Source organism: Blastococcus sp. SYSU DS0616 (assembly GCF_054051015.1).
The window spans coordinates 1-12,964 of sequence record NZ_JBJHAJ010000036.1 but is presented as its reverse complement, the minus strand read 5'-3'; the positions used below and the strand labels follow the sequence as shown (position 1 = coordinate 12,964).

At 77.2% G+C, this 12,964-nt stretch carries 9 protein-coding genes; 7 read left to right on the top strand and 2 right to left on the bottom strand.

Annotation, left to right across the window (positions count from 1 at the left end; genetic code table 11):
* Positions 1 to 80: 80 nt before the first annotated feature.
* The 6 genes from ACI79K_RS19255 (at position 81) to ACI79K_RS19230 (ending at position 8,504) form a co-directional block, all read left to right on the top strand.
* A complete protein-coding gene (locus ACI79K_RS19255; RefSeq protein WP_456589843.1) occupies positions 81 to 2,195 on the top strand; it encodes a putative bifunctional diguanylate cyclase/phosphodiesterase in 2,115 nt (704 codons plus the stop codon).
* A gap of 116 nt (positions 2,196 to 2,311) precedes the next feature.
* Positions 2,312 to 3,010 (top strand): NYN domain-containing protein, encoded by a 699-nt coding sequence (locus ACI79K_RS19250; RefSeq protein ID WP_456589842.1) that lies wholly within the window; start codon positions 2,312 to 2,314, stop codon positions 3,008 to 3,010.
* 97 nt (positions 3,011 to 3,107) lie between these two features.
* Positions 3,108 to 4,373, top strand: coding sequence for a diguanylate cyclase (locus ACI79K_RS19245; RefSeq protein WP_456589841.1), 1,266 nt, complete (start codon positions 3,108 to 3,110; stop codon positions 4,371 to 4,373).
* 129 nt (positions 4,374 to 4,502) lie between these two features.
* Positions 4,503 to 5,141: a PilZ domain-containing protein gene (locus tag ACI79K_RS19240; RefSeq protein WP_456589840.1), complete on the top strand. Its 639-nt coding sequence runs from the start codon at positions 4,503 to 4,505 to the stop codon at positions 5,139 to 5,141.
* Positions 5,142 to 5,193: 52 nt separating this feature from the next.
* Positions 5,194 to 6,891, top strand: coding sequence for an ABC transporter (locus tag ACI79K_RS19235; RefSeq protein WP_456600517.1), 1,698 nt, complete (start codon positions 5,194 to 5,196; stop codon positions 6,889 to 6,891).
* Positions 6,888 to 8,504 (top strand): GTPase, encoded by a 1,617-nt coding sequence (locus ACI79K_RS19230; protein ID WP_456600516.1) that lies wholly within the window; start codon positions 6,888 to 6,890, stop codon positions 8,502 to 8,504. Before ACI79K_RS19235 ends, ACI79K_RS19230 begins: the two co-directional genes overlap by 4 nt.
* 172 nt (positions 8,505 to 8,676) lie before the next feature.
* On the opposite strand, the gene ACI79K_RS19225 is transcribed toward ACI79K_RS19230, so the two are convergent.
* A complete protein-coding gene (locus ACI79K_RS19225) occupies positions 8,677 to 9,186 on the bottom strand; it encodes an ATP-binding protein (protein WP_456589837.1) in 510 nt (169 codons plus the stop codon).
* 126 nt (positions 9,187 to 9,312) lie between these two features.
* Here ACI79K_RS19225 and ACI79K_RS19220 point away from each other — a divergent pair, with 126 nt between their 5' ends.
* The gene (locus tag ACI79K_RS19220) at positions 9,313 to 10,002 is read left to right on the top strand and encodes an ANTAR domain-containing protein (RefSeq protein WP_456589836.1); all 690 of its coding nucleotides are present in this window, start codon (positions 9,313 to 9,315) and stop codon (positions 10,000 to 10,002) included.
* Here ACI79K_RS19220 and ACI79K_RS19215 read toward each other — a convergent pair whose 3' ends face one another.
* Entirely contained in the window at positions 10,003 to 10,947 is a 945-nt protein-coding gene (locus ACI79K_RS19215; RefSeq protein ID WP_456600515.1) for a nucleoside hydrolase, read from the bottom strand.
* Between the last annotated feature and the right edge of the window lie 2,017 nt (positions 10,948 to 12,964).

Genomic DNA, 12,964 nt, shown 5'->3' with positions numbered 1-12,964 from the left:
GCCCGTGTTCTTCACGAGCGGTCCGTGTCCCCGGCGTCTGCGGAAGCGGACCGGACGACCACTGGACGAGAGCGGGCAGCGTGCAACCAGGCGACGACCGGTCCCTCGGGATCCGGCCCGACCCGTTGAGCGGCGTGCCCGACGCGGTCTACCGCCTGGACACGCGGGGATGCTTCGCCTACCTCAACGAGGCGGCCGAGCGGCTCCTCGGGCGCCGGGCCGACGAACTGCTCGGCCAGGACGCCCGCGACGCCTTCCCGGCCCTGCGCGGCTCGCTCGCCGAGGAGCAGTACCGCCAGCTCCTCGCGGACGGCCGGCCACGGGAGTTCCACTTCTTCTACGAGCCGACGGGGCGCTGGTACGAGGTCCGGATGTTCCCCGATCCGGCCGGCGCCGCCGTCCTCTTCCGCGACATCGACGTCCGCCGCCGCACCGACCAGCAACGCGACGCCCAGATCCGCGGCCTCACCGCGGTGCTGGAGGCCCTGCCCTCGCCCACCGTCCTGATCGGGCCGGACGGGCGGATCCTGTCCACCAACGGGGCGTGGGTGCGCAGCAGCGAGGAGCTGCTCCCGGCGGTCTCGTGGCCGGGCCGGGAGGGCGAGGACTACCTGACGATCATGACCCGGGGACTGGCTCCCCGGGAGCACGCCGGGCTGGCCGAGGGGCTGCGGGCGCTGATGACCGACACCGCGCGGTCGGACGGGCGCACGTTCTCCTACGACTACTCCTGCCAGACCCGGCGCGGTGCCGCCTGGTTCCACCTGCAGGCGACGCGGGTCGACCGCGAGGGCCGGGTCGTCATCACCCACAACGACGTCACCGACCAGGTGCGCGCCCGGCAGGACCTGCTGTGGAAGGCGCAGCACGACGACCTCACCGGGCTGCCCAACCGCTCCAGGCTGCTCGAGCTCACCGGCGAGGCGCTGGCCGCCGACCACCAGGCCGGAGTCGCACTGCTCGTCATCGACCTCGACGCCTTCAAGACCGTCAACGACTCCCTGGGCCACCAGATCGGTGACGAGCTGCTGCGCCAGGTGGGCGGCCGGCTCTCCGAGCAGCTCCGCCCGGGCGACGCCGTGGCCCGCCTGGGCGCCGACCAGTTCGTGGTCCTGGCGCGCGGGTGCGACGCCTCGGAGGCCGCTGCCCTGGCCTTCCGGCTGCAGACCGCGTTCGGCCGGCCCTTCCTCGCCGGGGAGATCTCCGTGCCGCTCAGCGCCAGCGTCGGCGTGGCGGTGGCCCGGCAGGAGGTCCGCGACGCGCACCACCTGCTCAGCGATGCGGACGCCGCGATGTTCGCCGCCAAGAGCTCGGGGCGGGACCGGGTCCACCTGTTCTCCCCCGCGTTGCGGGAGGCGGCCCGGTGGCGGCTGGAGGTGGCCACCCGGCTGCGGGGTGACGCCATCGACCAGCTGGTGGTGCACTACCAGCCCGTCGTCCGGCTGGACACCGGGCAGATCGAGGGCGTCGAGGCGCTGGTCCGCTGGCAGCACCCCGAGCGCGGGCTGCTGTCGCCGGACACCTTCCTGTCCGTGGCCGAGGAGACCGGGCAGATCATCCCGATCACCCGCTGGCTGCTCCGCGAGACCACCCGCAAGGCGGCGGAGTGGGCCGCCGAGGGGCTCTCCCTGCGCATGTCGGTGAACGTCAGCGCCCGGCACTTCTCCGCCGAGACGCTGGTGCGCGACGTGCGACTGGCCCTGCAGAGCTCCGGCCTCCCGGCCGACCAGCTGGTGCTGGAGCTCACCGAGACCAGCGTGGCCGAGGACCCGACGCGGGCGGAGGACCAGCTGTCGGTGCTGCGCGGCTTCGGCGTCCGCGTGGCGATCGACGACTTCGGCACCGGGTGGTCCTCCCTGGCCCAGCTGTTCGCGCTCCCCATCGGCACGCTCAAGATCGACCGCTCGCTGCTCGCCGCCGCCGAGCGGGTGGCGGCCGGCGACACCGGTGCGGTGCTCGCGGCCATCGTCGGGCTCACCCGCACGCTGGGCATCAGCTCTGTGGCCGAGGGGATCGAGACCCCCGAGCACCTGCGGATGGTGCGCGAGGCCGGCTGCGACCTGGCGCAGGGCTGGCTGCTGGGCCACCCGATGCCCGCCGACCGGCTGCCCGGCTGGGTCCGCGAGGTGCAGCAGGCCGGAGGGGACCTGTGCGCCCTGGCGATCGCCGGCCACGCCGTCCCCGCGCCCGGGTGAACCTCCGCCGTCCCGGCCGCCGGGCGACGGCGCCGGCCGGTCCGCCACCCCCCGCCGGAACGCTCCAGGCGCCGCCCCCGGCGACGCCCGTCGCCGGGCCCGGGCAGACTGTCCCCGTGCTGGACACCTCCGAGGCCGTGCCCGCGCCCGCCGAGCAGCCGGCCGGCCCCGTCGACGACGGCCGGTCGCGTCCCGCCCTGGACCTGCTGATCTGGGACGCCCCGAACATCGACATGACCCTGTCGACGGTGATCGGTGCCCGCCCGACGGCGGCCTCGCGGCCGCGGTTCGACGCGATCGCGGCCTGGTTCGTCGAGGGCGCCGGCGATCCGGGTGCGCCGGACTCCTCCGATGTCGAGGCGTGCGTCTTCGCCAACATCCCCCCGCAGCCGGGATCGCTGCAGCGCTGGGTGGAGGCGCTGCGCGGATTCGGCTACTCGGTGTTCGCCCGGCCGAAGACCCAGCCGGACGACGACATCGACCAGGACATGCTCGACCACATCGCCGTCCGCCGGCACAGCCACCAGCTGCGGCGGCTGGTGGTCTTCTCCGGTGACGGCCGGAACTTCGCCGAGCCGCTGGAGGACCTCGCCCGCCAGGGGACGCAGGTCGTCGTCGTCGCCTTCAGCGAGGTGGCCGGTTATGCGATCGGCTCGGACCTGCTGGAGTTCATCGACATCGAGGACGTGCCGGGGGCGTTCGTCGAGCCCCTCGACCGGGTCCGCCTGGACGCGCTCCCGCCGGACGGTGCCTGGCTGCGGCCCACCCGCAGCCTCCGGGACTTCGTCGCCGGGTTCACCGCGCGCCGCGGCTGACCGCCGTCCGAACACGGTGCCCCCGCCCGGTTCACCCGCGGGGGTGAACCGGGTGCGAGCCGTTCAGGAAACGGCTCGCCGTGCCGATCGCAGAACAGTGCCGTTCTCCCTGACCGAGCGCCTGGTGGCCATGCTCCGCCGAGGCGACGTGCTGCCCTCGCCGGCGTCCGCCGCCGGTGCCGAGGGCGGGGCGGGACGGCGCCGGGTGGCGTCGGCGTCGCAGCTGGCGCGGGCGATCCCCGGACTGGCCGAGGAGCGTGCGGAACGGGCTCGCACCGCCGGGCTGCTCGTCGGCTGGGTGGCCGTGGTCGTCGTGCCCCTGTGGTCGCTGGTCGACCTGGTGACCGAGGGCAGCAGCGCCGGCACCTTCCTCACCGTCCGGCTGCTCTGCGAGATCCCGATGCTGCTCGCCCTGCTCGCGCTGTGGCGGCTCCCGCTGGGCCGCCGGCGTCCCGAGCTTCTGACGTTCCTCGTCCTGGCGGTCGTGCAGGCGGAGGTCGCCTGGATGGTCACGCGCTCGGACGACCCCCGGTACCACCTGCTCGGCTTCACCCTCGCGATCTACGGCAGCGGCTGCGTCCTGGTGGCCCGCCCGCGCTGGACCGTCGCGCTGGTCGCCGTCTCCTGGGCCGCCCTCGGGCTCGCTTCGGTCACCGTCGAGGACGGGCTGTCGCCCGGAGACCTGCTCGCGGTGACCGTCTACCTCGCCAGCGCCTCGCTGATCGCGGTGCTCGCCCACCTGCGGCGCTACGCGCTGGACAGCCGGGAGCTGCACACCCGGGTCCGGCTGGAGCGTGAGCAGCAGCGGACCGGGGTGCTGCTGGCCCAGCTGGAGCGGCTCAGCCACGAGGACCCCCTCACCGGCCTGGCCAACCGCCGCCGGTGGGACGCCGAGCTGGCGGAACTGTGCGCCCGCGCCCGCCAGCGGGGTGACGTGCTCAGCGTGGTGCTGGTCGACCTGGACCACTTCAAGGAGGTCAACGACCGGTACGGGCACGGCGGAGGGGACGACGCGCTGCGCGCGGTCGCCGGGCTGCTGTCGGCCCGCGTGCGCGGTGGGGACCTGGTCGCCCGGCTCGGTGGTGACGAGCTCGCCGTCCTCATGCCGGGGGCGGACCAGGCGCGCGCGACCGCGCTGGCCGAGCAGCTCCGGCGCGAGGCCCGGCTGCTGCAGCCCGCCGGCTTCGACGCCGCGGAGCTCAGCCTCTCCCTCGGGGTGGCGACGGCGGCCGGCGACGACGCCTACCCCCTCGAGCTGATGTCCCGGGCGGACGAGCAGCTCTACCGGGCCAAGACCACCCGGAACGCCGTCGGGGCCGGGCTCGCGCCGCCCGGGGCGACCGAGCCGCAACCGGCCCGCTGAGCGGGACCGGTCCATCCCGGCGCGTCACGCTCCCCTGCCGCCCGCCGCCCGCCGACGGCGGTTACCGTTCCCGCGCGGACGGGCGACCGGGAGGTCGCCGGCCGAGCACCGGATGATCGAAAGAGGACCATGACCAGCGTTCCCGGCGTCGACCACCCGGCGGAGCAGAGCGAGGCCGAGGTGCGGCTGGGCGGCACCAACGTCGCCGTCAGCGCCCGGGTGGAGGTGGTCCACGCCGGCGTGCTCTCCGTCCGGCCGTCGGCGAGCGAGTTCGTGGAGGGCACGGTCGTGAACCCCGGCGACGTCGTCGAGGTCTATTGGCGCACCGAGAGCGGCCACCGCATGCTGCCGGCCGAGGTGCTGGACGTCCAGACGGGCGCGGTCGTGCGCTGGCGGCTCACGACGACCGGGCCCGCCGAGCACAGCCAGCGGCGGGCGGCGGTGCGCGGCCGCGTGACGGTGCCGGTGGAGGGTGCTCTCGGCGGGGTGGACCTCACGGGCGAGACGCTGGACCTCAGCGAGGCCGGCATGCGCGTCCACTTCGAGGGCTTCGGCGTGGTGCCGGACGCCGGGACGACGATGGGGCTGACCGTCCGCCTCGAGGACGGTCCGCTGGTGTCGCGCGGCGAGATCATCCGCATCCAGGCCCGGGGGGCGCGCTGGGTGATGAGCATCCGGTTCGTCGACATCGCCGAGAAGGAGCAGGACCGGGTCCGGCGGCGGGTGTTCCAGGCGCTGCGCGAGGAGCGTGCGCGGATGGCGGAGTGACCCGGGGGAAACCGGCGGGTAGCCGGCCGCCTCCCGGGGCAGAGCAGCAGGCGTGATCCCGTCGCCGCCGCGTCTGACCGAGGCCCTCACGGTGCTCCGCGACCGGGTGGCCGCCGCACCGCTGGCCCTGGCGACGGCGAGCCGCGACGAGGCCGTCCGGACCGCCCGGGGCATCACCGACCAGATCGACGACTACCTGCTGCCCCGGTTGCGCGACCTGGACGCCCCGCTGCTCGTCGTCGTCGGCGGCTCCACCGGCGCCGGCAAGTCCACGCTGGTCAACAGCCTGGTCGGCGCTCCGGTCACCACCGCCGGCGTGCTGCGCCCCACCACCCGCGCCCCGGTGCTCGTCTGCGCCCGCGCCGACGCCGGGAGCTTCTCCGGTGACCGGGTGCTGCCGGGGCTGGCGCGGGTCACCGGCGGGAGCGGCGGCCCCGGGACGCTGCAGCTGGTCCCCCGTGACGATGTGCCGGCGGGGCTGGCCGTGCTCGACGCTCCCGACGTCGACTCGGTGGTGGCGAGCAACCGCGACCTCGCCGGCCAGCTGCTGGCCGCCGCCGACCTCTGGGTCTTCGTGACCACCGCGGCCCGCTACGCCGACGCCGTGCCGTGGGACCTGCTGCGCACCGCCGAGCAGCGGGGGACGGCGCTGGCCGTCGTGCTGGACCGGGTTCCGCCGGAGGCCGCCACCGAGGTCGCCGACGACCTCGCGGCGATGCTGCGGGGCGCCGGCCTCGCCGCCGCCCGGCTGTTCGTGGTCGAGGAGCGGCCGCTGCAGGACGGCCGGCTGCCCGAGGAGCAGGTGGCGCCGCTGCGGAGCTGGCTGCACGGGCTGGCCGCCGACCAGGAGCAGCGGGCGGCCGTCGTCCGGCAGACCCTCGCCGGGGCGCTGGACAGCCTGCAGGAGCGCACCGCCACCGTGGCCCTGGCCGTGGAGGAGCAGCTGGCCGCGGCCGGGGCGCTGCACGGAGCGGCCGCGGCCGCGTACGACGGGGCGCGCGACGGGATCGACCAGGGGGTCCGCAGCGGCAGCCTGCTGCGTGGCGAGGTGCTCGCCCGCTGGCAGGAGTTCGTCGGCACGGGGGAGTGGATGCGCACGCTGCAGAATCGCGTCGGCCGGGTGCGCGACCGCGTCACCGCGGCGCTGACCGGGCGCCCGGCCCCGGCCGAGAGCCTGCAGGGCGCGCTGGAGAGCAGCGTCGAGCACCTGCTGCGGGCCGAGGCGGACCGGGCCGCGGAGCGGACGGTCACGGCGTGGCGTGCGCTCCCGGCCGGACCAGGGCTGCTGGGCGACCGGGAGCAGGAGCTCGCCGCCGCGTCGCCCGACTTCCCGGAGGCCGCCGCGGCGCAGGTGCGCGACTGGCAGGGCACGGTGCTGGACCTGGTGCGCGACGAGGGCGCCGACAAGCGCTCGCGGGCCCGGCTGCTCTCCTGGGGCGTCAGCGGGACCGGCGCGGTGGTGATGGTGGCGGTCTTCGCCCAGACCGGTGGGCTCCTCGGCGGGGAGGTGGCGGTCGCCGGCGGCACCACTGCGGTCGGCCAGCGCGTGCTGGAGGCGGTGTTCGGCGACGCCGCGGTGCGGTCGCTGGCCGAGCGGGCGCGGGCCGACCTGGAGGAGCGGGCCGAGGCGCTGCTGCGGTACGAGCAGGACCGCTTCGACGGCCTCCTGGACGCGGCGGCGCCGGCGCCGCAGGCCGCCGACGACCTGCGGCTGGCCGCCGGTGCCCTCGTCGAGGCACGCCGGGCATGAGGGGTGCGGGAGGAGCGCTGGCCGACCGGCTGGCCGCGCTGCGCGAGGCGGTCGAGGTGGCCGACGGGCAGCTGGCGGTGCCGGAGGTGGCGCGGGCCAGGGCGGTGCTGGCCAAGGCCGGGGCGCGCGAGGCGCTCGGGGACGCCACCGTGGTCGCGCTGGCCGGGGCGACGGGCAGCGGCAAGTCCACCCTGTTCAACGCGCTGTCCGGCAGCGAGGTGAGCACCCCGGGGGTGCGGCGTCCCACGACCGGCGTCGCGCACGCCACCGTGTGGGGCGCGGCCGAGGACGGCGCCGACCGGCTGCTCGACTGGCTCGAGGTGCCGCGGCGGCACCGCCACGAGCCCGAGCCGGCGCTCGACGGGCTGGTCCTGCTCGACCTCCCCGACCACGACAGCGTGCGGCTGGAGCACCGGCTGGAGGTCGACCGGCTGGTGGAGCTGGTCGACGTCCTCGTCTGGGTGCTCGACCCGCAGAAGTACGCCGATGCCGCCGTGCACGAGCGGTACCTGGCGCCGCTGGCGGGCCACGCGGGCGTGCTGCTCGTCGTGCTCAACCAGGTCGACCGGCTCGACGACGCCGCGGCCCGCGCCTGCCTGGCCGACCTGCGCGGCCTGCTCGACCGCGAAGGGCTGGCCGCGACCCCCCTGCTGGCGGTGTCCGGTCGCACGGGAGCGGGGCTGGCCGAGCTGCGCGGTGAGCTGGCCCGACGGGTGGGTGCCCGCCGGGCGGCCGGGGAGCGGCTGCTCGCCGACGTCCGCGGCAGCGCCGCGGAGCTCGCGGCGCACTGCCCGCCCACCCCGGCCGGTGGGTCGCGGTGGTGGGGGCGGGCCGGTGCCGCCGACGACCCGGCCCGGGAGCCGACCGACGGCCTCACCGACGCGCTGGCCCGCGCGGCCGGGGTGCCCACCGTGACCGCCGCCGTCGAGCGGTCGACCCGGCGGGAGGGCGCCGGGCGCACCGGCTGGCCCCTGCTGCGCTGGACGCGCACCCTGCGCCCCGATCCGCTGGGGCGGCTGCACCTGGGGGACGAGCGGGCCCGCACGTCGCTGCCCCCGGCCGGCGCGGTGGAACGGGCCCGCATGGCGACCGCCGTCCGCGAGGCGCGCGACGCCGTCGGAGAAGGGCTGGCGCCGGCGTGGCGCGAGGAGCTGCGGCGCACCGCCGAGGTCTCCGAGGACCGGCTGGCCGACGCGCTGGACCGGGCGGTCGGCGGGGCCGATCTGGGGCCCGACCGGGTGCCGCTCTGGCAGCGGGCCGCTGCGGGGCTGCAGTGGCTCCTCCTGGCCACCGCCCTGGTGGGTGCGCTGTGGCTGCTGGCCCTGGTCGCGCTCGGGTTCCTCCAGCTCGACGGCGTCGTCCCGCTGCCCCGGGTCGAGGGGCTGCCGCTGCCCACGCTGCTGCTGGGCGGTGGGCTGCTCGCCGGCCTGCTGTTCGCCCTGGTGTGCCGCCCGTTCGTGGCGATGCGGGCGCGACGACGGGGGCGAGCGGCCGACCGCCGGTTGCGCGCGGCCGTGCGCGCGGTGGCGGAGGAGGAGCTGCTGGCACCGATGGCCGCGGTGCACGCCGATGCCGCCCGGTTCTGCGCGGCGGTGACCCGCGCCGCGCGGTGATGCGCTGGGGCGGGGCTTCCCGGGTCCAGCCGGACCGCCGGACGAAGAGCCGCGGCATGGCACGGCTGCAGGGACGGTGCACCGGGCCGACCGCGCCTGGTGAGGTGCTGGGACGGCCCCCTCCGGAGGCTCGCCCCGAGCGTGCGAGGGGTGAGGAGGAGGGGGTCCTCCGTCAGTCCCGGTGGAGGCCGGGTGAGCGCTGCTCGGGCAGCCGGTCGCGCAGCCCCTCGACGGCCTCCCGCCCCGAGGGCAGCAGCGCCCAGACGTGCTTGCGGCCCGGCCGCTCCTCCCAGCCGTAGGCGGTGGAGAGCTGCGCGACGAGGTGCAGGCCCATCCCGCCCAGCGCCGGGTCCCGGTCGACGGCCGGCACGGGCGGGCGGTCGGGTGCCTCGTCGCTGAGGTCGAGCAGCCAGCCGGCGGGGCCGGCGACGACCAGGGCCCGCACGTCGCCCCCGCCGTGCCGCAGCGCGTTGGACGCCAGCTCCTCGAACACCAGGAGCAGCCCGTCCCGGGCGTCCTCGGTCGAGGCGGCGGAGACCGACGGGTGGGCGATCCGCGCGCGCAGATCGGTGCGCACGCGGGACACCACGTGCATGGCTTCCAGCTGCCAGTGCCAGACGTCACCGGGGACGGAGGGGACGGGCGCGGTCGGCCACGCGTCGGGGGCCAGCTCGTCGGCCATCTCGTCCTCTCGCGTCTGCTCCGCGGGTACCCCGGGACCCGGCCCGGATCGCACCATCCTGACCGATGGGGACGCCACGCGCGAAGGGGGGCGACCGGTGCGGGTCCCGCCGGGCAGACTGTGCCGGTGGACGACGTCCTTCGCGAGCTCGCCCGGGTGACCCTGGGCGGCCGGGAGCTGACCGAGGTGCTCACCGAGATCACCACGATCGCGGCCCGGGCCGTCCCCGGCGCCGACGCCGTCTCCACGACGCTGGTCCGCGGCGACAAGGCCTTCACGGCCGGCTACCGCGGCGAGATGGCGCTGGCGGCCGACGAGCTGCAGTACGCCGAGGACAGCGGTCCCTGCCTGGACGCCGGCCGTGGCGGCGTCGTCCTGCGGATCGACGACGTGCGCACCGAGGAGCGGTGGCCCGCCTACGTGGCCCGCGTGCGCGCGACCCCTGTCCGCAGCTCGCTGTCGGTGCCGCTGCCCTACCAGGGGTCGAGCATCGGCGCCCTGAACGCGTACTCGACCCGGCCCGCGGCGTTCGCCCACCCCGGGTCGCTGGCCGCCGCCCTCGGCGTGGCCGAGAGCATCGCGGTCGCGGTCGCCAACGCCGACGCGCACGCCCAGATGACCGAGCAGGCCCGCAACATGCGGATCGCCATGGAGTCGCGCGCGGTCATCGAGCAGGCCAAGGGCGTGCTGATGGCCCAGCAGGGGATCGACGCCGATCGGGCCTTCGAGGTGCTGCGCCAGGCATCGCAGCGCTACAACCGCAAGCTGCGCGACATCGCCGCCGGCATCGTCGCGGGCACGCAGGCGCGCCGCTAGTCAGCCGTCCAGCCGCGCCAGCCGGGAGACCAGGAACTCGACGGCGGCGGCGCTGTCGACCGTCTCGGCCACCTCGACCGCCGTCGCGGACCCCGAGACCGCCCGGCGGTCCACCAGGGTCTGCCCCCGGCCGGCGCCCAGCGTGGTGTCGACGACGACGTCGCGCCGGACGGTGCCGAGGGTGCCCGGGGCGATGGCCTCGGTGAGCGCCAGGGCGTCGTGCACGACGACGCCCGCGGTGCCGTACGCGTCCCGGGCGTGGTCCACGTACTGCTGCAGGATCGCCGCCGCGCTGCGGCCGACCGGGCCCGCACCGGCGAAGCGGGCGATCCCCTCCTCGGTGAGGACGGTGGGCAGCGTGACGTCCAGGCCGACCAGGACGGCGGGCACCGAGGAGCAGAGGACGGCCTGCGCCGCCTCCGGGTCAGACCAGATGTTGAACTCCGCGGCGGCGGTGACGTTGCCCCCGCGGGAGGCGGAACCGCCCATGACGACGAGCCGCCCGATGCGCTCCGCGGCCTCCGGGTACACGGCCAGCAGCAGCGCGAGGTTCGTGAGCGGGCCGATCGCGGCCACCGTCACCGGCGTGCTCGCGGCCAGCAGCGTCTCGGCCAGGGCGACGACCGCGGGGCGGGGGTCGACGACCGCGGGGGAGGGCGGCAGCTCGGCGCCGCCGAGCCCGGCGACGCCGTGCACGTGGCCGGCCCGCTCCGGCTGCGGGTGGACCAGCGAGGCGCGGGCGCCCGCGGCCACCGGCACGTCGGAGCGCCCGGCCAGGTGCAGCACCCGCAGGGCGTTCTCGGTGACCTGCGCCAGCTCCACGTTGCCGTGCACCGTGGTGACCAGCCGCAGGTCCACCTCCGGGCTGGCCAGGGCCAGCAGGATGGCGAGGGCGTCGTCGATGCCGGGGTCGGTGTCGATCACCAGGGGGATGCGCTCGGTCACCGCCGCATCCTCGCAAGCCGGTCCGCACGGGCCCGCCGCGGTCCGGCCGGTCCGCACGGGCCGACCGCGCTCCGGCCGGGGCCGACACGCCGGGCGTGCCGGAGTCGTCCGGAAGTGACCGACGGCCCGGATCGGCCCGTCCACGCTCGCGGGGGGCCGTCGAATCGACAAGGGCATGCGCCGGGCGAGGGGTCACCGACCGGTGCGCAGGGGTTGGGCAACGGTTGGGTCACGCGGTTCCGGCGAGGCGCCGGAGGAACCGGCTGCCGGGCCCGCCGATCCCTACGTTTCTCCTTGTCCGCGGCACCTTCCCCTGCTGCGGACACGACTTCGGGAGGCGACATGAGCAGCAGCCGGCAGGCCGTCAGGCCGGCGGACTCAGCGGCGCGCGCCGACCGTTCCCCGCGCGAGCCGGCCAGCGCGTTGGTGGGTCTCATCGACGTCCTGGACCGGGCGGACGAGGTCCGTCCCCGCCCGCGCCCCCGGCCGGCCACGCACCGGGCGGCGGCCCGACCCGTCCCGCTGCGGTCGGTCCAGCCGGCGCCCGCGGCCCGTGCCCCGCACGTGCCCGCTCCGCCGGTGTTCAGTCCTCGGGTGACCGTGGTCCCCGAGCGGGTCCGCGAGCCCCTGGGCGGAGTGCGCGGGTTCACCCGCCGGATGGCGCTGTGGGGTGCCGGCGAGCAGGGTCAGAACCTGGCGTGGCGCACCACCGCACCTCCCGCCCCGGTGCCCGGTCGGCGCCGTGCGGCGCTGCGCGGGTTCACCCGCCGGATGGCGCTGTGGGGCGCCGGCGAGCAGGGCCGGCACCTCGCCTGGGGCCGCCCCGCGTCCCCGGTGCTGCGCGACCTCGATCCCCCCGTGGTGCTGCGCGAGATGCCCAGCACCCCCTCCGTCCAGCCCGTGGCGCCTTCCCCCGCCGCGGCGCTCCTTCCCGCGGGACCGGCCTCGTCGCCGGGGTCGCGAACCGGTACGGCCGCACCTGACGCGACCGCCCGCCCCACCACCCACCCGAGTTCCACGGAACCCTCGGTACGGAGCCGGCCATCGGCCGGCTGGCGTCCACCGGGGGACTGGCCGTCCTCGGGTCGGTACGGGGCGCGGTCCACGCCGCCGTTCCTCCCGGTCCGCACCCCCGGCCCGGCGGGCCGCACCCCCCGGGTACCGGCACCGCGGTCCCCGCAGGGATCCGGTGGAGCCGGGGTCCGCGGCGACCCGGCCGGGTGCCCGGTCCGCGGGTCTCCGCCCCCGCCGCGACGAACCGGGCCCGCGAACGGCACCTTCCCCTCGCCGTTCACCGTGCGGGCACCCTCGGCGCACCCCCGCCCGGCGCCTCCCGCGCCCGGCTGATCCTGCAGCGCGACCACGGCATCCAGCCGCGGCAGCCGTCCACCGCTCTCCCGTCGAGCACGCCGGCCCCGACCTCCCTCTTCCCCGGGTGGTCGCGGATCGTCGACTCGGTCCCGCGAGCGCGTCCCCCTCGGCCGACCTCGGCCGCACCTGGCCCACCCCCGACGGTGCCCTCCGGGCGCCCGCAGACCTCGCCGCTCCACGAATCCGGCCTCGTCCCCCCGCCCGGCTGCTGCCCAGCACGCAGCGCGCGGACCCTCCAGGGAGGCACGGATCGCGGACGGCGGGCAACGCGGACCCGGAACCGTCCGGCGGGGTGGACGACAGGCCCCTGCCGGTGCCCGGCGGCGCGATCCCCCTCGCGACCGCCCGGGTCTCCGACCGGCGGCGCCTGGCCGGCTGCGGCGGAGGGGCCACCGGTCCACCGACCGGCAGGGTCCCGACGCCGCCCGGGCCCGCGGTCCGACGTCCCGGCGCGGTGCTCCGGGACGAGGCGTCGGACGACGTCGCGGAGCTCGTGGCACGTGCCGGTGGACGGGCATCCCGTCCGCTTCCTCCCGCCGGGGGGGGGGGGGGGGGGGGGGGGGGGGGGGGGGGGGGGGGGGGCGCGGCGGGGGCGGCGGGGGGGGGGGGGGGGGGCCCGCCGGCCCCCCCCCCCCCCCCCGCCGCC